The following is a 22,606-nucleotide window of genomic DNA, read 5'->3' on the forward strand; positions in this document are numbered from 1 at the left end:
GCGCGGAAGCGCCCCCGCGGAATGAGAGAATCAACCGAACAGAGAGGGTTGCCATGACGCTTGGACTCCCGGACCACCTGGTCAAGAGGGCCCTCAGCCATGCCCTCGCGCGGGCCGCACACTGGTTTGCGCTGACCTGCCTGGCCGCCTCCCTCGCCGCCATCATCCTCCTCAGCTTGTCCACAACCGCCACAACCGCCACAACCGCCACAACCGCCACAACCGCCACAACCGCCACAACAGCCACAACCGCAGCCACAACCGCAGCCACAACCGCAGCCACAACCGCAGCCACAAGCGAAACCGCCGCCACCACGCTCGCCACCGCACCCACCGAAACCCTCGCCACCATCGTCGCCCTCCTCCTCATGGCCGCCGTGCTGATCGCCCTCTCCCTGCGCCGCACCGTCGCCCTGACGATCGCCTACCTCGTCGCCGGCACCGTCGCCACCTACCTCTACACGCTTACCGTGCTGGGCATGCCCGACCTGTTCCCGAGCTCGAACGTCTTCCTCGTCACCCTGCCGAAGCTGGCCCTGGTCATGGTCGGCGGCGCCGGAGTCTCCGCCCGCGCCGGCGTGCTCTGGAGCACCACCGCCTTCGTCCTGGCCGAAGCCGTCACGGTGTATGCCGCCGCGCAAACCGAGGTGCCCTACGGCGCGGACGTCTTCACCATCTCGACCTACCTCTTCCTCGTCAGTGTGCTGCTGCTCACGGTCTTCGTGCGCCGCGAGTGGTCCGTTCAGATCGCCCTGCACCGGGCCATGCAGACGGACCAGACCCGCCTGCTGCGCCACGAGCTCGACCTGCGCACCCTTGCCCTGGGTCAGGACACCACCCTCCAGCAGCTCGTCGCCCTCGCCCGCGCGCATCCCGGGCCGCTCAGCGCCAACCTGGCCGGCAGCATCCGTGACACCCTGCAGACCCTGCGCGGCACCGACTGGCTCACCGACGCCGATGCGCTGAGCGTCGAACCGCACGGGGGCACGGATTCCTGGCTCACCAGCGCGGTCTACGCCGCCATCGAGCGCAGTCGCGATCGTGGCCTCGTGGTCGAAGTCACGGGAGACCGCGCCGCCCTCGGCCGCCTGAGCCCGGCCAGCGACCGCGAGTTGAGCCTGGCGGTGCAGCAGTGCCTCGTGAACGTGATCCTGCACTCCGGCATCGTCGCTGCCGAGGTCGTGATCGAGTCCGAGCCGAGCAGCATTTCACTGATGGTGATGGATGCCGGGCGCGGCTTCACGGAATCGGAGACCGGCGCCGACCGTCTCGGCCTGCGCCAGGCGGTGCGCCGCCGGATCGAACGGCTGGGTGGCTCGGTGAGCATCCTCACCCGGCCGGGCGCCGGCACCTCGGTGATGCTGAGCGTGCCCGTGGCGATCGAGGAACCCGGTGGGCACACCGAGCCGACAGAACAGCCCGAACACACAGAGACCCCAGACCCCGAGCGGGTGGCCCAGTGACACCCACGAAGGCAACCTCGTCATCAGGCAGCGCCGCGGCCGCGGCCGCCGCCGCAGCCGCACAGCAGAACCACACCCCCGTGCCCACGCCTCACACCAAGCCGCACGCCTTCACCCAGCAGCGCCTCGACCCGCTCGGCGCCCTCGCGGTCTGGACGATCGTGCCCGGCATTGCCCTGGTCGTGTTCGGCTACGCGGTGGTGACCACGGTGCTGCAGGCCGACGAGATCCGGCATCCGTTCCTGGCCGTGCTCGCCCTCGCCGCCGCCGCAGTGGCGTCCGCCGCGCTCGTGTCGGCCGTACGGCCGTCGCGGTCCCCGGTGCGCCAGACGTCGCTGCTGCTGATCGTCAGTCTCGGCCTGGCCGCCCACCTGCTCGACCAGGCCGGCCGCTGGGGCAGCAACTCCCTGGTGCAAGACGACTTCGGCCCGATCGCCCTCGGCTTCCTGCTCGTGGCCCTCGCCCCCTTCCGCCCCTGGCGTGAACTGGCGCTGGCCGCGGTGCTCGCCTCCGTCGTCGTGGCCGCGGTCACGCTGCCGCAGGAACCGTTCCGCTCGGTGCGGGTGCCGTCGGGCGTCTTCGTGGTCGTCGCGGTAACCCAGGTGCTGGCACTCGGCCTCGCCGCCGCCGCGTATTCCCGCCGCATCGTGCGTCAACTGCTGGCCTGGCAGACGGATGCCCGCCGCGCCATCGCCCGTCGCACCGAAGAATCCCGCGGCAGCGTGGTGCGCCAGGTGGTCGAGCAGCAGCTCGCCTCCCTGCAGCCCGGTGTCTTCCCCCTCTTCGACGGCGTGCTCGAACGCGGCGAGGTGACCAAGGCCGACATCAATCGCGCGAACGAGCTCGCCGCCGGGGTTCGCCGGGCGATCGTGGCGCACATCGACGAGACCTGGCTCGACGCCGTCATCGCCCGCGAACGCACGGCGCTCCTCGAGCGCGGCAAGGATCCGCTGCTTGTCGTGGCCGACCCCGAGCACCGGGCGGCGCACTTCGGCACGCAGCAGCGTGCGGCCACCTCGGCCCTGATCAGCATGCTCTGCCTGGCCCCCGGCTTCGACCCGCGCAGCCTCGTGGTGCAGGCCGACACCGAGCCCGACTCCGAGCCCGACACCCAGGTCGACCCGCCGAGCGACCGCCAGCAGCGGCACTCCGGCATCGACACGTTCTCGATCCGGGTGGCGCTCGACCTCCCGCCGCGCCGGGTGCGCGCCCTGCTGCGCTCCTACACGGCGGTGCTGCGGGTGGTGTTCCCGTGGGTGCGGGTGAGCATCCGTCGCCCCGGCCTGACGCTGGAATTCGGCGACAAGCGCCCCCGCCCAGTTCCACCAGTACGCTGAGCTAGGCGCACGCAGCGCCACGACACGCAGCGCGGCCTGACGCAGCGCAGCAGAGCGGCACGAGCGCGACCAGCCGAGGGGGCGACCACGCAATGGCGAAACTGTATTTCCGCTACGGAGCCATGAACAGCGGCAAGAGCACCTCGATGCTCCAGGCCGCCTACAACTATGAGGAACGCGGCCACCAGGTGCTGTTGGCCAAGCCGTCGGTCGACACCAAGGGCGACCGGGGCATCCTCTCCCGGCTCGGCGTCACCCGGGCCGTGGACTACCTACTCACCCCCGAGACGGATGCCTACGCCCTCTTCAACGAGCACCGCGCCCGGGTGCTCGTCGAGACCGGCCTCGACGTGAGCTCCCTGTTGGTGGACGAGGCGCAGTTCCTGACCGAGCAGCAGGTTGACGATCTGCTGCGCATCGCGATCCTCGAGAACATTCCGGTGCTGGCCTACGGCATCCGCACCGATTTTCAGACGGTGGCCTTTCCCGGCAGTCGGCGCCTGCTCGAGGTGGCGCACAGCCTCGAGGAGCTGAAGACGATCTGCCGGTGCGGGCGCAAGGCCGTGTTCAACGGGCGCCAGATCGACGGGGTTTTCGTCTTCGACGGCGACCAGGTGGCCATCGACGGTGCCGAGGTGACCTACGAGTCGCTCTGCGGCTCGTGCTACCTCGAGGAGAGCAATGGCGTGCTGAACAACCGCAGCCGGCCCGCGTCCACATGAACGCCCGCGCCCGCAGGGCAAACAGAGACTCGGGTGAGAAGGGGCGCTCGAACGACTTCGGGTTCGCGAGCGCCCCACCAACCCCCCGGCTGGTTTTCCCCGTGCCTAAACGTAGGGGCCGCTTTCCGGGCTGACCAGCCGTTACTTCTTGTGGCACCAGAACGGGGGCCACTGCCCTGAATTTGTCAGACCCTGCCCGAGACCCCGGCAGGCACCGCCCCTGAATCCAAGGAACGCCGATGTCCCGCTTTCGAGTAGCCCTGATCGATGACCACGAGATCGTCGCCCGCGGATTCGCCGGCCTCTTCGCCACCATCCCGGAGGTCGAGGTGGTGGCCACGGTCGCGACCGTGACCGAACTGCTCGAGTCCGCCGTTCAGCAGACGCCCGTCGACCTGGTCATCCTGGATCTGCGGCTCTCCGACGAGTCCACCGTCACCGGCAACGTCGACCGTCTGCGCGGCGCGGGCGCGGCGGTGCTTGCGTTCACCGGTGGCGACGACGCCTCTCTGATGCGGGCCGCGGCGCGTAGCGGCGTGCTGGGTGTGGTGCGCAAGTCCGAGCCGACCGCGGTGCTGCTCGACGCCGTCACCCGGGCGGCGGCGGGGGAGACCGTCGTCTCCACCGAGTGGGCTGCGGCCCTCGACGGTGACCCGGATCTCTCCGACGCGGGCCTGAGCGTGCGCGAGTGCGAGGTGCTCTCGCTCTACGCGGCGGGCGCGAAGGCACCGCTGGTGGCCTCGCGGATGGGACTCTCCGAGGCCACGGTGATCGACTACATCCGTCGGGTGCGCTCGAAGTATGAGCGGGTCGGCCGCCCGGCGAACACCAAGATCGACCTCTACAAGCGGGCACTGGAAGACGGCCTGCTGCCCATCCCCGGCCAGCCGTGAGCAAGGCGCGGCAGCCGCCCCGGCCGCAGTCCTCGACCGAGCGCCTCGCCCGCCTGCTCTACGCCGCGCTCGGGCCCACCGCCCTCGTCTTCGGTCTGCTCTGCCTGGGCGCCGTGCTCGAGCAGGCCTGGGAGCCGCAGCGGTCCTGGTCGGTGGCGGCGTGGCTGCTGATCTTCGGGCTGCCGATGCTGATCGCCGTGCTCTCCCGCCGGGTGCCTCTGCGCGTGCTGCGCCCGATCGCGCTCGCCGAGGGGGCCCTCTTCGTGGTGCTGCTGATGTTCTGGCTGACCGAACGGGCGGAGCCGCTGCCGGCGGGCGCGGACATCCCCTGGGCGATCACCCTCACCGGTGTGCCCGTGATGGCCGTGGCGGTGACCACCCGCGACCGCACCGCCTGGGCCTACCTGGTGCTGGTCTGCACGATGAGCGGGCTGCTGCGTGCGGCCACCTCGACTGACCCCTACCCGGTGCTGGTCGGTGTGGAAGACGGCCTTTACTCGTTCCTGCTGCTGAGCATGCTCGTGGGACTGATCACCATGGCGCGCCGCAGCGCCGGCAAGGTCGACCAGGCGGCCACGATCGCCCGCGTGCAACTCGTCGATCGCGCCGACCGCCTCGCCCGCAAACGCGAGCGGCTCACCATCGACGCCCTGGTGCACGACAGTGTCATCTCGACCCTGCTGATGGCCGGACGCGGCGGCACCCCGGTGCCGGTGCTGAGCCGGCACGCGGCCGACACCCTGGTGCGGCTCGACGCCCTGCGCGCCCCGCTACCCGACCCGAACATGCCCGGCCCGGAGGTGACCCGGCGCCTCGAGCAGCTGGTGGAAGAGCTGGCACCGGATGCCCAGATCACCTCCAACCTGCCCGGCACCCTCACGGTGCCCGCGCTCGCCGTGACCGCCCTGCTCGGTGCCGTCGGCGAGGCGCTCCGCAATTCGGTCGCCGCCGACGTGCAGGAGCCCGTGCGGAGCCCGGTGGCCCGCACCCTCACCGTGGCCAGCTACCAGGGCGGCATCCGGGTGGTCGTGCACGACAACGGCGTCGGCTTCGACCCCGCGCGGGTGCCCGCCGAGCGCCTGGGCATCGCGCAGAGCATCATCGGCCGCATGGAGTGCCTCTCCGGGGGTGCCGCCGCCGTGCGCTCCCGCCCCGGCGTCGGCACCGAGGTCGTCGTCTCCTGGACTCCGAATCCCGAGCCCGCAGCCCCCGCGGCCGCACCGGCACCCGCAACCCCACCGCCGCCACCCGACCCCCAGTCGAAGGGCGTGACCCGCCTGCCGAAGGCCTTGTCCACGTCCATCCTCGTGGGATTCATTGCCGTGCATGCCGTTCTCGCCTTCGCCGACGGAGAACCCCTGTGGGGCCTGCCCTACGAGATTCTCGGGTTCGTGGCGGTGTCTGCGGCGGCCGCCTGGCTCACCCTCGTCGTGCCTGACCCGGTGTCGCCTCGCGACGCCGTCATGGTGCTCGCGCTGGGCGGGCTGTCCGCCGTGGCCACGGCATTCCCGGTGCCGCCGGTCGGGTCGACCCCGTTCGCCCACTGGTACCTCGGCGCTATCACCATGATGTTGGTCGCGCTGGCGGTGCGCGGCCGGCCCGGATTCGCCTGGTACGGCTACGGCATGATCATGGTCATCTCGATCGTCTGGGCGCTGCTGAACGGCCTGACGCTGCTCGACGGGGTGAACCTGGCCATCCGTCACGCCGGCACCCTGCTCGCCGGAACCCTGTTCGCCGTGGGTCTGAAGCGCTCCACCCAGACCCTGGCCGGGCTCAACCGGGAGCGGGCCCGCAGCGGCGCAGCGGCGGCCACGGCGGCGGCGGCCCTCGAGGAGCGCGAGACCGAGCTGACCCGGGTGAACACGCTGGCCCGGCCCACCCTGCAGCGCCTCGCGAATTTGCTGAAAGGCGACGCCCTGCAGATCAACCCCCTGCAGATTGAACCGGCCCTGCGGGCGGAAAGCCTGCTCGTAGAGGCCACCCTGCGCGACGCCATCCGGGGCCGCTCGCTCTTCGTCGAACCGGTGATCACCGCGGCCCGTGCCGCCCGCATCCGGGGCGTCGACGTGACCCTGCTCGACGACAGCGCCGACCGTCCGCCCCGGCAGTTGGCCGCCGCGGCCGCCATCGTGGCCGCCCAGCTCGACTCCCTCACCCACGGTCACCTGATCGCCCGTCTGCTGCCCGCCGACCGCCCCACGATCGCCTCGATCGTGGTCGACGCCGGCGAGCCACGGATGCTCACGGTCACCCCCGACGGTCTCCTCCACCCGTCTGTGTAGCACTCCATCTAAAACCCGAGAGAACTTCACACCCCCCATGGGGGGTGGCCCAATACCCCTATGTGCAAGGATGGACAAGGGGATAAAGCAATTCGAGCGGTTCCTCTCTGCCTAGTACTACCGGAGGAACGCGCGTGGAGCTCAAGGACTACCTAAGGATCTTTCATAAAAGTTGGATCCTGATTCTCGCTTGCACCCTCTTCGGAATCGCCGGCGCGGCCGGTGCGGCCATCGCGACCACCCCGAAGTACATCGCCAACACCCAGCTCTACGTGGCGGTACAGGCCTCCGCCGGCGCTGTGACCGGAGACCTGGTTCAGGGAACCAGCTTTGCCCGGCAGGCCGTCACGTCGTACGTCGACGTCGTCAACAGTGCCATCGTGCTCGACGAGGTCATCAAGCAACTGAACCTCGACCTGACCGCCGCGCAGCTTGCCTCCACAATCACCTCCACGTCACCCCTCAACACCGTTCTGATCGACGTCTCAGTCACGAACAGCGACCCGGAGCTCGCGGCGCAGATCGCCAACTCCGTCGGGCAGAACTTCAGCAAGGTCGTCGTCGACCGCCTTGAGAAGCCCGATGGCGACGCAGCCAGCCCCGTGAAGATCGAGACGATCCAGCCGGCGATCGTGCCGACAACGCCGGCCAGCCCCAACGTGCCGTTGAACATCGCCCTCGGCCTTCTCGTGGGTCTCGCGGTCGGCATCGGGCTCGCTGTGCTGCGCAGCGTGCTCGACACCCGCATCCACAGCCTGCACGACATCGAGCTGGTCACCGACTCGCCGATGCTCGGCGGCATCACCAACGACCCCGGCGCGAGCCTTCGCCCCCTGGTCGTGCACACCGACCCGAAGAACCCGCGGGCCGAGGCATTCCGCAGCCTGCGCACCAACCTCCAGTTCGTGAACATCGAGGGTGGCCCGCGCAGCTTCGTGGTCACCAGTTCGGTGCCCGGTGAGGGAAAGAGCACGACGACGGCGAACCTCGCAATCGCCCTCGCCGAGACCGGCGCCCGGGTCGCGTTGATCGACGGCGACCTGCGCCTGCCACGCGTGGCGGAGTACATGGGCATCGAGGGCGGCGTCGGCCTCACCGACGTGCTCATCGGTCGCGCCGAACTCGCGGACGTGCTGCAGAAGTGGGGCAAGAACAAGCTGTTCGTTCTGCCCAGCGGCCGCGTTCCCCCGAACCCGAGCGAACTGCTCGGCTCCGCTGCGATGGCCCGCATGCTCGGCGCGCTCACCGAGGAGTTCGACGTGGTGCTGATCGACGCCCCGCCGCTGCTGCTGGTGACGGATGCCGCCGTGCTGAGCAAGCTCTGCGGCGGCGCCATCATGGTGGTGGCCTCCGGGCGCACGAAGCGCAATGAGCTGACCAGCGCCGTGAAGGCTTTGGAGCGCGCGGGGAGCCGCCTCGTCGGCATGGTCATCACCATGCTGCCCACCAGGGGGCCCGACTCCTACGGCTACGGCCAGTACAGCTACGGCACGATTCACGAGGAAGAGAAAGCCACTGTCGGTGCCGCAGCGCCCGCAGGAGGGGGCATCCGCAAGGCCCGACGGAGAACCGCGTAATGCAGACCTTCTCCATTCTCACGGTCTGCTCGGGCAATATCTGCCGTTCACCGCTGGCCGAACAGCTCCTCCGCGTCGACCTGACGTCGTGGCCGCAGGTTCACCTGGCCAGTGCAGGAACTATCGGCCTCACCGGCCAGGGCATGCCCGCGCAGGCAGCGGACCTCTCCCGGCACTTCGGCGGCGACCCGAGTGCGCACGTGGCAAAGGTACTCACCGAGCAGCATGTGCAGAACGCTGATCTGGTGTTCGCCATGTCCCGCGAGCACCGACGCGCCATCGTCGAACTCGTGCCCCGCGCGATTCGCTACACATTCACGATTCGCGAATTCACCCGGCTCATTGCCGACATCACCGACGACGACCTCTTCGAGGCCGCCTCGCTGCCCCTCGACGACGTCGTCGGGCGACTCTCCACACTGATCGCCCTCGCCGCCTCTCAGCGTGGTTCCGTGGCTCCGCCGGTGTCGGCCGATGACGATGACGTCGTTGACCCCTATCGCCGCAGCGACGAGGTTTACGTGGAGTCTGCCCAGCAGCTCGTGCCCGCAGTCAATGTGGTGACGGCGCTGTTTCATCGGGCCGCAACGGTGCAGCGGAAACGGTGAAAGCCGTGGTTAGCCCGAAACCGAAATCAATGAGTCGGAAGAGTCCTAACAACGTGCTCCGACGACGCCTGCTCATCGCCGGCCTTGCAGCATTCCTCCTTTTCGACGTAGCCCTGGTCTCCTTCGCGCTCACGGGCACGAAACCCTCGGACAGCGCAGGCTCGGTGGTCGATGCCCCGGTGGTTGATCCTGTCGAGACCACACCGGCGGTGGTCGAGCCTGTCGAGACCGCCGCGAGCGTCGACTCCCCACCCCCCACCCGCATCCTCACCGCTCTAGACGCGTCCACGGTCTGGCGGGCAACCACCGGCGACTGCCCCGCCGCTACCGCGAACCCCGAGCTCACCACCGACGGCGGTGAAACCTGGTCAGCATTCGACGCGTCAGACGGCACCGACGCGTCGTCCATCCTCTCCATCTACATCACCAGCAAGTCCGAGGCCTCCCTGGTGACGCTCACGGCAGCAGACTGCACGCCGCAACGCGTGACCACCTTCGTGGCCGGCGCCCAGTGGCAGGAGTACCCCGATCGCGTGGGGGCGAACTGGTACGTGGATCCGACAGACCGGGCCGCCGTACACAGCCCCACCGGCACCTTTCCTGCTCCCTGCACGGCGGTCATCGCGCTGGCACCCCGCACTGATTCCACCGCGGCCGTGCTCTGTTCAGACGGCACCCTGTTTCGCACCGACGATGGTGCCGCGACCTTCGGGCCCGGGATCGCTCTTCCAGGTTCCGCCAACCTGACCATCAGCGACGACGGTTACGTCATCTTGGCTACCAATCAGGCAGGCTGCGCGGGCACCCAGTTGCTCGCGACGTCTGAAGAGCTCGACGGAATGCTCACCCCGAGCGGATGCCGTGAGACGGCAGTCACGTCGGGCGACCTGGCGGTGGCCAGCGCCGAAGGAATTGTTTGGCTGTGGGCAGGGGACGAGATGATTAGATCGAGCGATGGGGGCACAACATGGGAGTAAGCGACTTTGCAACGACCCGGATGCAGGAACTGCACGGGTCGGTGCCGCTGGTGCGGTTCGGTACTCAGTTTGCGTTCGATGCGGGAGCTTGGGTTGTCGCCCTGTTCTCGGCCGAGATTCTTCGCTATGAGTTCGACCTCCAGCTGATTGACCTGCGGCCGCTGCTGGCGCTGTGCGCGGCTGCATGCCTGGTTCAGTTTCTTGCGGGCGGCGCCAACCATCTCTACCAGGGGCGCCACATCTACGGGAGTTTTTCCGAGGTGCGGGCGCTGCTCGGGGTCGTTCTCGCGTCGACCGTCATCCTGGGCATCCCGGTTGCCGTAGCCGGCACGGTGGTCGGCATTCCCCGCAGCACGGTCTTCATCGCCCTGCCCATGGCCTTCGTCTTGATGGGCGGCGTGCGTTACATCAAGCGTCTCCTGGTGGAACGGTCGGTGGTTCCCAAAGAGGACATTCAGAAGGCCCTGATTTTCGGCGCCGGCTACATGGGAGCGTCGATTGCCCGGCGCATGACCACCGACCGAAACTCGCCATTCCTGCCGGTGGGGCTCATCGACGACGATCCGCTCAAGCGCAATCTGTGGCTCCATGACGTTCGCGTCGTCGGTTCACGCGCCTCCCTCTCCGCAGCAGCTCAAGCCACCGGGGCGACTGCGCTGGTCGTGGCCATCGCAAAAGCCGATGCCTCCTTGCTTCGTGAGATTACCGATGCCGCCAAGGCCGCGCATCTCAAGGTTTTGGTTCTTCCTCCCCTTGAAGAACTACTCAACGGCAAGTCACGCCTCAACGACCTTCGCGATATCTCGATCGAAGACCTGATCGGTCGCCACCCCGTGGACACCCATGTGGAGTCGATCGCAGGCTATCTTGCGGGCAAACGCGTGCTGGTGACGGGGGCCGGCGGTTCCATCGGTGCCGAACTGTGTCGTCAGATTACCAAGTTTGGCCCCAGCGAACTCATTATGCTCGACCGCGACGAGACCGGCCTCCAGGGCACCCAGATCTCGATCCTCGGTCACGGGCTTCTCAACACCAAAGATGTGGTGCTCGCGGATATCCGGGATGCCGAGGCACTGACGACCATCTTTGCCGAGCGGCGACCCGAGGTGGTTTTCCACGCTGCTGCTCTCAAGCACCTCCCGATGCTGGAGCAGTACCCCGACGAGGCGTGGAAGACCAATGTGCTTGGCACACTCAATGTGCTCGAAGCAGCCCAGTCGGTCGGAGTCACCACTTTTGTGAACATCTCCACCGACAAGGCCGCGAACCCTACGAGTGTGCTCGGTCATTCCAAGCGCGTTGCCGAGAAGCTCACGGCGTGGGCCGCCCAGGAATCCCAGCGCGCCTACCTCTCGGTCCGTTTCGGCAACGTCATCGGCAGCCGTGGCTCCATGCTGCCCACGTTCACCACCCTCATCGAGGCCGGGGGGCCGCTGACGATCACCCATCCTGATGTCACTCGGTTCTTCATGACGATTCCCGAGGCGTGCCAGCTCGTCATCCAGGCCGGTGGCATCGGTGGTGCCGCCGAGGTGCTCATCCTCGATATGGGCGAGCCCGTTAGAATCTTGGACGTGGCCGAGCGAATGATTGGAATGTCGGGCAAGGACATCGAGATCATCTACACCGGCCTGCGCCCGGGGGAGAAGCTGCACGAAGAACTCATCGGCGACCACGAAACGGATGCACGGCCGATCCACCCGAAAATCACGCACGCCAGAATTGCGCAAATCCGTCCGGGAGACCTCGACAAAGAGGTGTGGAGTGTCCGGTGCTCGGTGGAACGAGGGGATTTCCCTGTTGAGTCTGTGAAGGCCGTGGCCACAGCATGACTCAAGGAGTCTTGTTCGCACTGGTCATGGTGCTGATCCTGGCGTTGGTGGCACCTGTGCTGGTCAGGCCTCTTCTGGTGAGGCTGAATGTGCTCGACATCTCCAATGAACGGTCGTCCCACACCGGTTCGGCCATCCGCGGTGCGGGCTTGGCCCCTCTGCTGTCGATCACTGTCGGCTTTGCGCTACTCGCGGCCTTCGGGGAGACACTGGTTCCAGCGCTTCTTCTGATTATTCTCGCAGTCGCATTCTCCTCTGGTGCCTTGGGTTGGTTCGAAGATCTCCGAGGCGTTCCACTTTTGCTGCGTGCTGGTCTTCAACTTGCTATTGGTGTTGCCGGTGCCAGCATGGTTGTCACTGCTTCGGGCGGCTGGTGGTGGACGGTGCCGGTGTTTGCCATCGGAGTAGCCGGTTATATCAACGTCGCCAACTTCATGGATGGTGTTAATGCGATGTCAGGGCTCCACGGTGCTGCTGTTGGTGCCGTGTTCGCTGTTTTCGGTGTGATTCTCGATATGCCTTGGCTGTGGATGGTGGGGATTGTCCTTGCGCTGGCGTTCGCGGGTTTCCTTCCCTGGAACCTGTTCGGTAGGGGGATGTTCCTCGGCGACGTCGGCAGCTACCTGCTCGGTGGCTCTATCGGAATAATCGCGGTCGCGGCAATCACGAATGGAGTACCGGTTCTGTCGGTTCTTGGGCCGCTGGTCATCTACCTGGCTGACGCCGGGGCCACGCTGGGTCGCAGAATTCTTCGTGGTGAACGCTGGTTTGAGGCGCACCGAGGGCATACCTACCAGCGTCTGACGGATGGTGGGATGTCCCACCTGAGAGTCTCGTCGATCGTGGCCGGTTTAAGCCTGGTATCCGGCGCGGTCGGAATCATGAATCTGATGCTCCCCGAGTATTGGGCGCTGTGGCTGGTGCTGCTGGGCGCGATTGCGTTTGGCTACCTCGGGTTCGGTGCCGCCTTCGGGAGAAGTGCCCAATGGCACAGCGAGCACATCCAGAAAGTTAGAGCCTCATGAAGATCCTCGTTACGGGTTCAAACGGTTTCGTTGGGCGCCATCTGGCTTCCCATCTGGAGAGCGTTGGCCACACCGTTGGTGGTGGCGTGCGATCTCAGGGTTCCGCACCAGAGCGAACGACTGAGGTCGTCATGGGTGATTTGTCCGGGGCCACCGACTGGACGGGATTGCTCCAAGGCTTCGACGTTGTCATCCACCTCGCAGCACGAGTTCATGTCATGAACGACACGGCCGCCGACCCGCTCAGCGAGTTTCGCCGGGTCAACTCTCTGGCCACGGCAGCGCTCGCGCGAGCGGCCGCAACACAGGGCGTCACCCGCTTGGTGTTCTTGAGCAGCATCAAGGTCAACGGTGAAAGCACGTCCGGCATCGGGTTCACCGCTTCGGACCGGCCGGCGCCGAACGATCCATACGGCATTTCCAAACACGAAGCAGAGATCGAGTTGCGCAGAGTGGAGCGCGACTCGGCTCTTGAAATCGTGATAGTTCGAACACCTCTGGTTTACGGGCCCGGAGTGAAGGGCAACTTCGCCAAGATGTTGTCTCTTGTGCGCGTGGGTGTGCCGTTGCCCCTGGGTGTTCTTCGGAACCGACGCACGATGGTGTCCGTCTGGAATCTCGTCGATCTGCTGGAGAAATGTGCCAGTGACCCGCGCGCAGCGGGAGCGCTGATCCTTGCCGGCGACGCCTTCAGCCCGTCAACTCCTCAGTTACTGAGAGAGATGACTTCAGCCATGGGCAGGAAGTCGCGAGTCTTCCCCCTGCCACTCGCAGTCATGCGCCTGGGGGGCCGCATCACCGGCAAGGCGGCGATTGTGAGCCGCCTCACCGAATCCCTTGAGGTGGTCCCTGGTTCCAGTTCTACTGAATGGGGCTGGAAGCCCCCTCACGCCTACGCGGATTCGATTCTGCGCACAGTGTCGTGGTATCTCGAAGATCGCAAGCCAGAAGCAGGCGGTCGTAAGAATTGAAGATCGCAATAGTTTCGCAGTACTACACACCCGAAGCCATCCGCATCCCCGACACACTGGCGCGCGGTCTGGCAGCGCGCGGTCATGAAGTTCGGGTGATCACGGGCTACCCGAATTACCCGGACGGCAACTTGTTTCCAGGTTATCGTCACAGATTGCCTACAACGGAGTGGGTCGACGGCATCAGGGTTCGCCGCGTCCCCATGGTTATCAGCCACTCCTATAACCCCATCGCCAGGTTTGCTAACTACCTCACCTTCGCGGGGAGTGCCGCGGCCGCACGTGGGTTCGTTCGTGCTGCTGACGTCGTCTACGTGTATGCCACTCAAATGACTCCGGCGATCGGTCCGTCTGTTTGGCGGACACTATTCGGCACCCCGTATGTCCTTCACATCCAGGACCTCTGGCCTGAATCCGTCACTGATTCTTCCATGATCGGAGCGGGAATCACCAAGCGCATTCTGAGCGGCATGCTCAACCCGTGGCTGCGTTTTCTGTACCGAACCGCGTCCGCCACCATCGCCATCGCTCCGTCAATGTCACGGATGCTCTCTTCCCGGGGGGTGCCGGCCGATCGCCTTCACACCGTTCTCAACTGGGACGCATCAGAAGACCCGCTGGCCGCTCCGCGCGTTGAACCGGTCGAGACGGGGAAGGTATCCATCGTATACGCCGGCAATCTCGGTGACCATCAATCGCTTGACACCGTCATTCGCGCGGCAAACGCCGTGAAGCATCTGGACCATGTCGTGGTCACGATTGTTGGATCCGGTGTGGCTGAGGAGCGGCTGCGTGCGCTGGCAGGTGAACTCGATGCCCATAACGTCCACTTCAAAGGAAGGGTGGCCCCGGAACTCATGGAAGCAATCCATGCGCAATCTGATTTTCAGGTTGTCTCCCTCAAGGATCGGCCCATATTCGAGGGCACGATTCCCTCGAAATTACAGGCGAGTCTGTCTCACGGCATTCCAGTCATCACCGCCATTCGAGGGGACGTGCAAGACATGGTCCGGAGCAACGGCATCGGCTACGCCTGTGATCCGGAGGATGTCGACCAGCTCGCACAGGCGTTCACTGACGCGGGCTCAACGGACGCCGCTCAGAGGTCGGAAATGGCGCGAAACGCCCGGGAATATTACAGCTCGACAATGTCAATCGACAGCGGCGTGGGTGCAATTGAGAAGATTTTGGTGGAGGCATCCCTCCACTATTTGGGTATGAGAAGGGCGAGTACATAATGACATCACGGTACGCAGATAAGAAGGTGCTCGTCACGGGCGGGACCGGGTCGTTCGGTCATACCGTTACAAAGAAACTATTGACGCGGGACGTGGACGAGATTCGGATACTCAGCCGAGATGAGGCAAAACAGGACCTTATGCGGAGTGAGATTTCTGATCCTCGGGTCCGTTTCTACGTCGGTGACATTCGCGACTACCAAAGCGTTGAACGCGCCACGCGCGACGTTGATTACGTTTTCCACGCTGCAGCGTTGAAGCAGGTTCCTTCATGCGAATTCTTCCCGATGGAGGCTGTCAAGACGAACATCCTCGGAAGCGAGAACGTGGTGCGCGCGGCGGACGATGCCGGAGCTAGATCCGTCGTGTGTCTGAGTACGGACAAAGCTGTCTACCCCGTCAATGCGATGGGTATGAGCAAGGCGATGATGGAAAAAGTCGCGCAGTCCTACGGTCTGAACAACCCGCATGCCGAAACAACCGTTTCGTGTGTGCGGTACGGCAACGTCATGTATTCGCGTGGGTCTGTCATTCCGCTGTTTATTCGGCAACTGAAGGCTGGAAAGAACCTCACCGTCACGAACCCTGACATGACCCGGTTCATGATGTCCCTCGCCGATTCGGTGGACTTAGTTGAGTACGCCTTCCACAACGCAATGCAGGGTGACCTCTTCATCCGCAAAGCGAAGGCCTGCACGATGGGTGACCTCGCCCAGGCGCTCATTATCCTCTTCCGCTCGTCCGCTAGGGTCGAAGTAATCGGGACCCGCCACGCCGAGAAGCTTTCTGAGGCGCTCGCAAGCCGTGAAGAGCTGGCTCGAGCCCAGGACATGGGGGACTACTTCCGTATTCATGCCGACAATCGTGATCTCAACTACAATATCTATGTCGAGCAGGGGGACATCCAACAGGCCCACTTTGACGACTATGACTCGCATACCGTATCTCGGATGACCCTGCACGAAGTCCAGGACCTCCTCCTGACCCTGCCGGAGGTGCGCGCGGCACTGTTCGATGCCGGGATACGCACGGAGCGGACGGTCTAGCCGTGCTTGACGTTGCAATGACGGGAGCAAATGGATTCCTTGGCTGGCACACGCGTGCGGCCCTGCGTGAACTCGGCGGCGAGTCTCACGCGATTACCGTTGGCGATGGCTTTGACGCGGCAAATGCAATCTCGGCGCTGAACGGCTCGGCTCGGCTCATCCACATTGCTGGTGTGAACAGGGGCTCGGACCAAGAAGTGCAGAGTGAAAACATCCGATTCGCCACGCAATTGGCCTCGGTTATTGTGCGCGCCGAAACGCCTCCGCCCGTCATCGTCTTCGCTAATTCGACTCAGTCAACTAATGGGAGCGTCTATGGGAACGCGAAGGCCGCGGCCGCGGATATCCTGGAATCCGCGGCCCAGCAGGTTGGCGCCGACTACCTGGACGTACGGCTCCCTAACTTGTTCGGTGAGCACGGACGCCCGTTCTATAACGCGGTGACCGCGACCTTCTGTCACATGCTGGCCCAGGGGCAGACGCCAGCTGTGGCCGATGACAAGAATTTGACTCTTTTGCACGCACAGGATGCCGCCGATCTCCTCCTTGGCGCAGGTGGGGCAGCCTTGGCAGGTGAAAAGGAAGTTCATGAATCGGTTGCCGGTCTGCTTGCACGCCTCACAGCGATCGACTCCGTCTACAGGCGGGGGGAGATACCGGATGTGGCGGCCAAGTTTGACCGCGACCTCTTCAATACGTATCGCTCATACACGTTCCCCGAGCAGGCGCCCGTGCGGCTGACGCGTCACGCGGACGCGCGAGGGTCTTTTTTCGAGATCGTGCGGTCGCACGGTGGACGTGGGCAGTCCTCCTTCTCGACGACAGAACCCGGCATAAGTCGCGGTGACCATTTTCACCGTCGGAAGATCGAGCGCTTCACTGTGTTGGCCGGCGAAGCAACTATCGGGTTGCGTCGTCTGTTCACCGACGAGGTTTTCGAATTCAGTGTGACAGGTGACGAGCCCGTCGCGGTTGACATGCCGACGATGTGGGCGCATACCATCACCAACACCGGCCCGGACTTGCTCTTCACGTCTTTCTGGTCAAATGAAATATTCAATTTTGAGTGTCCTGACACGATTGCGGAGACCGTAAGAAAATGACCAACAGACTCAAAGTGCTCACCGTCGTGGGCACCCGTCCAGAGATTATCCGGCTCGCAGCGACGATCAAAAGGCTTGACAAGCATACGGATCACGTGTTAGTTCACACCGGGCAAAACTATGACTATGAGCTGAACGAGGTGTTCTTCGAGGACCTCGGCCTGCGTCGTCCGGATCACTTCCTCGCCGCCGATACGACTTCGCTCGGCGCGGTCTTGGGCTCAATCCTGACCAAGGTGGAGACTGTCTTGGCAGCGGAGAAACCTGACGCGATGATTGTGCTCGGCGACACGAACAGCTGCATCTCAGCCCTCATGGCTCGAAGAATGAAGATTCCCGTCTTCCACATGGAGGCGGGCAACCGCTGTTTCGATGAGAACGTCCCCGAAGAGGTGAATCGCCGACTGGTCGATCACGTTGCGGATTACAACCTTGTGTACACCGAACACGCCCGCCGCAATCTTCTCTCTGAAGGTATACACCCGTCGAGGATATTGCTCACCGGATCTCCAATGAAGGAGGTTCTCAAGGCCAATGCGACCCAAATCGCTTCCAGCAATGTGCTCGAGCGCCAGGGACTTACACGTGGGGGATATTTTCTTGTCAGCCTCCACCGGGAGGAGAACGTCGACAATCCAGCGCGACTAGCATCTATTCTTAGTGCCCTGAATCAGCTAGGGCAGGAGCACTCGTTGCCTGTGCTCGTTTCTACTCACCCGCGCACGCGCAATCGTCTCGAAAATCAGCCTGACGAGTTGAAAGGCGGCTTGATATTTCACCCTCCTTTCGGCTTCAACGATTATGTCCAACTGCAGAAGTCAGCGAAGCTAGTACTGTCCGACAGTGGGACGATCAGCGAGGAATCTACGCTCCTCGGCTTTCCAGCTGTCACGCTTCGGGACTCGATCGAACGGCCTGAGGCACTTGACGTGGGAGGAATTATTACTGTGGGGGTATCCTCGCGCGCCATCGCCGATGGCGTGCGTATCACTCTGGAAGAATTCCGCACAGACGGACCCGTCTCTCCGCCTTGGGAATACGCCATTGATGATACTTCTCGTCGGGTCCTAGCGTTTGTCAGGTCATCGGTTCAGAGCCACAAGCAAAGGGCCGGTATTCGTACGCCTTAGGCGGCGTGGGCCAGGAACTCGAGTCGAAAGAATGAAGAAGCTAGTAGAAACTGGAGTATCGGGGGAGCTACGCAGCGCGCAGTTTGACCTGAACCAGGCATATCTCCCCCTGAGGGTCTCGCTCGCGTACCTCCTAGGCACTCTCGTGTTGTTCTTGATCAGTCCATACAGTGCACAGGCAAATAATCTTCCGGGAATGGTTGCTTTTGTAGTGTCTGCAACAGCGCTTTTTGCGCTGGGCTACCATCTCAGCATTCGCCAATCAAGGCGCTACAGAATGGACCTCGGGGACGCGCGCGAGATCACTCCGCTGGTTCGAGGTGTTATCGTCGCTAGCGCACTGTGGTTTCTGTTGTTCTCCATCGCATCGCTTGAGGAATACGGGGCGAGAGGTCTAGGAGACATTGTGACCGCTGCAATGAACCCTTCCGCCAGCTATTATGCAAAATTCAACATTTACATTGAGCAACAGACAAGCGGGCGTACAAGCCGTCCGATTCAGCTCGCCGTTCTCACGGGCGCTTTATACGCCGTCCTAGTGCCAGTAACGATCTACTACTGGCGCAGAATCGGGGTCGCCACGCGCGTTCTCACTGTCACTGCGGCGCTTTCGTACGTCGGCTACTTCGTGTTCATCGGGACGCAAAAAGGCATTGGCGATCTGCTGGTTATGGCGATCGCGGCCCTTGCCGCTAGTGCCATTGCACTCGAGAAGGGCCGCCCATCGAAGGCGACGACGCAAACGCGCCGTTGGCTTGCTGTTGTGGTCATTGTCCTTAGCGTTGGTTTCGTCGGGTATCTTGCGAATAATCAGGGCGATCGGGTCGAAGGTACGAGTGTGGCGGGGCAGTTTGTCCCCAATCCGCTGATGACCTCGCTGTTCGGAGAGAAGTTCTCTCGCGGGTTGGCGGTCGCGATGTTCTATCCGACGAACGGCTACATCGGCCTGTCGAAGAACCTTGGGGTGCCATTCGTTTCGGCTGGAGGGCTGGGCGGTGCACCAGCACTCGGGAGCTATAAGACTCAATATTTGGGAGGGGAAAATCCGTCAGAGCGTTCTTACCCAAAACGCACCGAGGCGGCCACTGGGTGGCCAGCCGGGCAATATTGGGCGACAGTATATCCGTGGTTGGCATCCGACCTAACGTTTCCTGGTGCTGCACTTTTCATGACTATTGCCGGCTGGTTCATGGCCCGCATGTGGCTGGGCGCACGAATCGAGCGTGATCCGCTGTCACTCGTTCTTTTCTCTCAGATGGCCATCTTCATTGCTTATGTGCCTGCAAACAATCAGTTGATGAGCGCTCGGTACACTGCGATTGGGTTCATTACACTGCTTGGGATTTACGTCGTTCGGCGATTAGTCGGCGGCAAGCTACACAGCGGGAAGAGCGAAATTCGATTGGGGCAAGTTCATTGAGGCGTCCACGGATTGTTCAGCATTCATTTGGCGTGCCCGGGTCGGGTGGGCCGATCGGAGCCCTCAGCCGGTTGATGGCGTCAGACCTTGGGACGCAGTTCGATCTTTGTCATGTGCCTCAACCGCAAGCGGCAGGCGGTATTAATCTGAGATTGGTTCGGAGCATGGCGAAACAAATGCGCCTCTTTGATCCCGAACTCGCGCACATTCGAGGCTTGGGAAACGAGGGATTCCACGGAGTTCTCGCTGCGAGATTGGCAGGCGTCCCGCGAATTCTTGTCTCCGTTCACGGCTCGGTGGGTGACCTGGTCAACGGCCCGAGGACGCTTCGGCGCCGATTCGTCGCTCTCGTGCTGGAGCCCCTTACGCTGCTTCTAGCGACGCACGTGGTGACTGTCTGCGAGGACGCCCTTTTGAAACCAATCCTCAGACCAGTCCGAAGAAAAGTCCTTGGGGTCGTGCCGAATGGAGTTGACCTGACAACGAGTTCCGCCTTCGAGCGACTATCGACGAGACAGGCGCTCTCTATTGGCGCGGAAGATCTCGTCTTAATAATCGTCGCGAGGCTCTCTCTTGATAAGGGCCACATCGACCTCCTTAACGCCCTTGACGCACTCCCTCGGAATTGGGAAGTCCAAAAGCACTTGCTTGTTGTCGGGGATGGGCCAGATTCGGATCTGATTACGGAGAAGGCAAGATCTGTGGAGGGATCACAAATCCACATGCTGGGGCGCCGCCACGATGTGTCTCGACTTCTCCACGCATCGGATATTGCGGTCTTGCCGAGCCTGCACGAGAACATGTCCAACGCACTGCTTGAGGCGATGGCGGCAGGAGTGGCTGTAGTCGCATCGAGCGTCGGCGGGAATACCGAGGTCATTTCGAAGGGTGGAGGGATACTCGTGCCACCGTCCAACCCTTCAGCGCTTGGCGCCGCGATTGAAACGCTCTTGGGCAACGCTTTGCAACGATCGGAACTTGGCCAGGAGGCTCGAGGTGTAATTGAGGCGGGCTACACCACTGAGCACATGAAGTCTCGCCTCGCTGACGTTTACACGCAAATCCTGAAAGGCTGAATTCGTTCCGATGAATCCCCGCGCGCATAATTCCGTCGTCCTTCTGGGATTCACCGTAGACGACACGCTTCTCGATGAGATTTCTCAGAGAAGTGCGGTTTTACCGACCCAAACTCACAGATTCGCTTGGAATCTCGTCGGTGCTCTGCGATCAGCAGGCGTGACAGTGTCCCTTTTATCGGCTCTCCCCGTCCCCAACTTTCCGGAGTACCCCGATATCGTGATCCGCTCTCACAGTATTGAGGAGCGGGGCGTGAGCGGAATCACGTTGGGCTTTGTAAATGTTCTTGTGCTGAAACACTTGACACGCCTGCATTCCTGCCTCACTCGGGGGATCAAGTTTGTTCGGGGACAATCGCCGGATGTCGTCGTTGTGCACGGCGTGCACACTCCCTTCTTACTATTCGCGCGCATCCTCGGTCACGCCCTAAAGGTGAGCACTTGTCTGGTTATGACAGACCCGCCGGGGCTCGTTCGGGAGGTGGACAGTCGTCTCGCCAGGGGGCTCAAGGGAATAGATCGCAGATTGACCAGGTATCTCGCATCTGGTTTCGACGGGGTAATCGCACTTACACCCGCCCTCGCGGACGATTTTGCCCCCGCAGTTGCCCGGTTAATTCTGGAGGGGTTCGTCGATCCGCAACTCGCGGAGCCAATTGGCGCGCCGGAGGAAGAGCAAGACGAGTACGTGATTGCATATGCCGGCGGGATCAGTGCCGAGTACGGGGTTAAGAATCTCGTCCGGGCATTTCAGAGCATCCCCGGAGGACGCCTGCGCCTGGATCTGTACGGTACGGGAACCTTGGATCCTTGGGTCCTCGAACAGTCCGCAATAGACGACCGAATCCGTTATCGCGGAGTTCTGGGACACAAAGAACTGATGGTACGCCTCCGCAGCGCGGCACTTCTGGTCAATCCGAGACCTGCGGCCCAAGGCTTCGTGAAATACTCCTTTCCCTCGAAGCTGCTGGAATACTTAACTCTAGGTGTGCCCGTCGTGACCACTCGTCTGTCCGGCATCCCGGTCGCCTATCTTCCGCACCTCGTGCTCGTCGATGATGACTCTGTTGAATCCTTGGCACGCGCGATCTTGGAGGTTCAATCCGATCGGAGGGCCGCATGGGAACGCGCTACTCGCGGCCAGCGTTTCGTGGTGGAGCAGAAGTCTGTCCTGATGCAAGGGAATCGAATCGTCGAGTTTTTTCTGAGTTTCGACCTTTCCCGGGAGACTTCGACGAAAGTAAGCGCGTGAAAGTCAAGTCTGGGAAGCCGTGTCACGGGTTTCACTCCACCTTTTCGTTGGGGGCTCCGTCTAGACGCGCTGGTTGGCTCAGCGGCGTAGGTGCGCTCGAATTCGGTTCAGGCCGCTCGTACGCTCCTCTACCGGGACCAAGCCCGCAAAATTGACTCGGCAACGGCTCTGAATATTTGATGCTGTGAGCACCACCCAATCGTGCGGTTCAGCACCACCGATCGTACGAGAGAGCACCACCAGTGATGTGGCCCAGCACCACTGGCGTCATCTCCTAGGGATCATGCCCGGGTGAGGCCCGTGCGCGCCCTCACGATGCACCGCGCGGGCCTGGCCCAGATCCTGTTGCGGATGCTCGAATCCAAGATCGCATCTGTGTGGACAGCTGATCTGTCAATGGCCAATCCGAACTGCCCACTGGCGGCCAGAAGAAATGCCTGAGTATTTGATCCCTTGAGCGCCACCCGTTATTGCGGTTGAGCGCCACTGGGTATTGCGTTTCAGCGCCAACCAGAGGTTACGTCCCCGTGAGTGGTGTGGTTTCCCGCTTCTGTGACGGCGCTCAGCGAAATTCCCCAGTCCTGCTCATCGAAGCTCCCCAGGTCGCGGGGTTAGGTTATCGGAAGTTTGTGCCCGTTGTCACGCGGCGGA

General features: G+C 63.3%; 18 protein-coding genes. All 18 read left to right on the top strand.

Annotated elements, in window-relative coordinates; translation table 11 throughout:
• Positions 1 to 53 precede the first annotated feature (53 nt).
• The 18 genes from E3O62_RS10870 to E3O62_RS10960 all read left to right on the top strand — a co-directional run bounded on the left by E3O62_RS10870 (position 54) and on the right by E3O62_RS10960 (position 21,955).
• Complete coding sequence (locus E3O62_RS10870) at positions 54 to 1,463, top strand: sensor histidine kinase (RefSeq protein ID WP_134398504.1); 1,410 nt, start codon at positions 54 to 56, stop codon at positions 1,461 to 1,463.
• Positions 1,460 to 2,800 carry a hypothetical protein gene (locus E3O62_RS10875; RefSeq protein ID WP_134398505.1) on the top strand — a complete coding sequence of 447 codons (1,341 nt, stop codon included), beginning with the start codon at positions 1,460 to 1,462 and terminating at the stop codon, positions 2,798 to 2,800. The genes E3O62_RS10870 and E3O62_RS10875 overlap by 4 nt, the downstream gene beginning before the upstream one ends.
• A gap of 92 nt (positions 2,801 to 2,892) precedes the next feature.
• On the top strand, positions 2,893 to 3,522 hold the full coding sequence (locus tag E3O62_RS10880; RefSeq protein WP_134398506.1) for a thymidine kinase: 630 nt from the start codon (positions 2,893 to 2,895) through the stop codon (positions 3,520 to 3,522).
• A gap of 239 nt (positions 3,523 to 3,761) precedes the next feature.
• Positions 3,762 to 4,415, top strand: coding sequence for a response regulator transcription factor (locus tag E3O62_RS10885; protein WP_134398507.1), 654 nt, complete (start codon positions 3,762 to 3,764; stop codon positions 4,413 to 4,415).
• Entirely contained in the window at positions 4,412 to 6,700 is a 2,289-nt protein-coding gene (locus E3O62_RS10890) for a sensor histidine kinase (protein ID WP_134398508.1), read from the top strand. Before E3O62_RS10885 ends, E3O62_RS10890 begins: the two co-directional genes overlap by 4 nt.
• Positions 6,701 to 6,834: 134 nt before the next feature.
• On the top strand, positions 6,835 to 8,277 hold the full coding sequence (locus E3O62_RS10895) for a polysaccharide biosynthesis tyrosine autokinase (protein ID WP_134398509.1): 1,443 nt from the start codon (positions 6,835 to 6,837) through the stop codon (positions 8,275 to 8,277).
• Positions 8,277 to 8,885: a low molecular weight phosphatase family protein gene (locus E3O62_RS10900; protein WP_134398510.1), complete on the top strand. Its 609-nt coding sequence runs from the start codon at positions 8,277 to 8,279 to the stop codon at positions 8,883 to 8,885. The genes E3O62_RS10895 and E3O62_RS10900 overlap by 1 nt, the downstream gene beginning before the upstream one ends.
• A 53-nt stretch (positions 8,886 to 8,938) precedes the next feature.
• Positions 8,939 to 9,862, top strand: a complete 924-nt coding sequence (locus E3O62_RS10905) for a hypothetical protein (protein WP_134398511.1) — start codon at positions 8,939 to 8,941, stop codon at positions 9,860 to 9,862.
• 20 nt (positions 9,863 to 9,882) lie between these two features.
• The gene (locus E3O62_RS10910; protein WP_134398512.1) at positions 9,883 to 11,694 is read left to right on the top strand and encodes a nucleoside-diphosphate sugar epimerase/dehydratase; all 1,812 of its coding nucleotides are present in this window, start codon (positions 9,883 to 9,885) and stop codon (positions 11,692 to 11,694) included.
• An 11-nt stretch (positions 11,695 to 11,705) separates the two neighbouring features.
• On the top strand, positions 11,706 to 12,719 hold the full coding sequence (locus E3O62_RS10915; RefSeq protein WP_166786466.1) for a glycosyltransferase family 4 protein: 1,014 nt from the start codon (positions 11,706 to 11,708) through the stop codon (positions 12,717 to 12,719).
• Entirely contained in the window at positions 12,716 to 13,690 is a 975-nt protein-coding gene (locus tag E3O62_RS10920) for an NAD-dependent epimerase/dehydratase family protein (protein ID WP_134398514.1), read from the top strand. Before E3O62_RS10915 ends, E3O62_RS10920 begins: the two co-directional genes overlap by 4 nt.
• Positions 13,687 to 14,928: a glycosyltransferase family 4 protein gene (locus tag E3O62_RS10925; RefSeq protein WP_134398515.1), complete on the top strand. Its 1,242-nt coding sequence runs from the start codon at positions 13,687 to 13,689 to the stop codon at positions 14,926 to 14,928. The genes E3O62_RS10920 and E3O62_RS10925 overlap by 4 nt, the downstream gene beginning before the upstream one ends.
• Complete coding sequence (locus tag E3O62_RS10930) at positions 14,928 to 15,974, top strand: polysaccharide biosynthesis protein (protein WP_134398516.1); 1,047 nt, start codon at positions 14,928 to 14,930, stop codon at positions 15,972 to 15,974. Before E3O62_RS10925 ends, E3O62_RS10930 begins: the two co-directional genes overlap by 1 nt.
• A gap of 2 nt (positions 15,975 to 15,976) precedes the next feature.
• Positions 15,977 to 17,077: an NAD-dependent epimerase/dehydratase family protein gene (locus E3O62_RS10935; protein ID WP_241973437.1), complete on the top strand. Its 1,101-nt coding sequence runs from the start codon at positions 15,977 to 15,979 to the stop codon at positions 17,075 to 17,077.
• Positions 17,074 to 18,207, top strand: a complete 1,134-nt coding sequence (gene wecB, locus E3O62_RS10940; RefSeq protein WP_134398517.1) for a non-hydrolyzing UDP-N-acetylglucosamine 2-epimerase — start codon at positions 17,074 to 17,076, stop codon at positions 18,205 to 18,207. Before E3O62_RS10935 ends, wecB begins: the two co-directional genes overlap by 4 nt.
• Positions 18,208 to 18,352: 145 nt before the next feature.
• Complete coding sequence (locus E3O62_RS10950; protein ID WP_166786467.1) at positions 18,353 to 19,627, top strand: hypothetical protein; 1,275 nt, start codon at positions 18,353 to 18,355, stop codon at positions 19,625 to 19,627.
• Between the two features lie 74 nt (positions 19,628 to 19,701).
• Positions 19,702 to 20,703, top strand: coding sequence for a glycosyltransferase family 4 protein (locus E3O62_RS10955; RefSeq protein WP_134398520.1), 1,002 nt, complete (start codon positions 19,702 to 19,704; stop codon positions 20,701 to 20,703).
• 10 nt (positions 20,704 to 20,713) lie between these two features.
• The gene (locus E3O62_RS10960; protein ID WP_134398521.1) at positions 20,714 to 21,955 is read left to right on the top strand and encodes a glycosyltransferase family 4 protein; all 1,242 of its coding nucleotides are present in this window, start codon (positions 20,714 to 20,716) and stop codon (positions 21,953 to 21,955) included.
• Positions 21,956 to 22,606: the final 651 nt, after the last annotated feature.

Origin of the sequence: Cryobacterium sp. TMT2-15-1 (genome assembly GCF_004402345.1) — a bacterium.
GTDB lineage: Bacteria > Actinomycetota > Actinomycetes > Actinomycetales > Microbacteriaceae > Cryobacterium > Cryobacterium sandaracinum.

Excerpts from the sequence above, each read along its gene's own strand:
- E3O62_RS10910 (WP_134398512.1), top strand. The coding sequence starts at position 9,883 with ATGCAGGAACTGCACGGGTCGGTGCCGCTGGTGCGGTTCGGTACTCAG.
- E3O62_RS10900 (WP_134398510.1), top strand. The coding sequence starts at position 8,277 with ATGCAGACCTTCTCCATTCTCACGGTCTGCTCGGGCAATATCTGCCGT.
- E3O62_RS10880 (WP_134398506.1), top strand. The coding sequence starts at position 2,893 with ATGGCGAAACTGTATTTCCGCTACGGAGCCATGAACAGCGGCAAGAGC.
- E3O62_RS10930 (WP_134398516.1), top strand. The coding sequence starts at position 14,928 with ATGACATCACGGTACGCAGATAAGAAGGTGCTCGTCACGGGCGGGACC.
- E3O62_RS10955 (WP_134398520.1), top strand. The coding sequence starts at position 19,702 with ATGGCGTCAGACCTTGGGACGCAGTTCGATCTTTGTCATGTGCCTCAA.
- wecB (WP_134398517.1), top strand. The coding sequence starts at position 17,074 with ATGACCAACAGACTCAAAGTGCTCACCGTCGTGGGCACCCGTCCAGAG.
- E3O62_RS10870 (WP_134398504.1), top strand. The coding sequence starts at position 54 with ATGACGCTTGGACTCCCGGACCACCTGGTCAAGAGGGCCCTCAGCCAT.
- E3O62_RS10885 (WP_134398507.1), top strand. The coding sequence starts at position 3,762 with ATGTCCCGCTTTCGAGTAGCCCTGATCGATGACCACGAGATCGTCGCC.
- E3O62_RS10960 (WP_134398521.1), top strand. The coding sequence starts at position 20,714 with ATGAATCCCCGCGCGCATAATTCCGTCGTCCTTCTGGGATTCACCGTA.
- E3O62_RS10920 (WP_134398514.1), top strand. The coding sequence starts at position 12,716 with ATGAAGATCCTCGTTACGGGTTCAAACGGTTTCGTTGGGCGCCATCTG.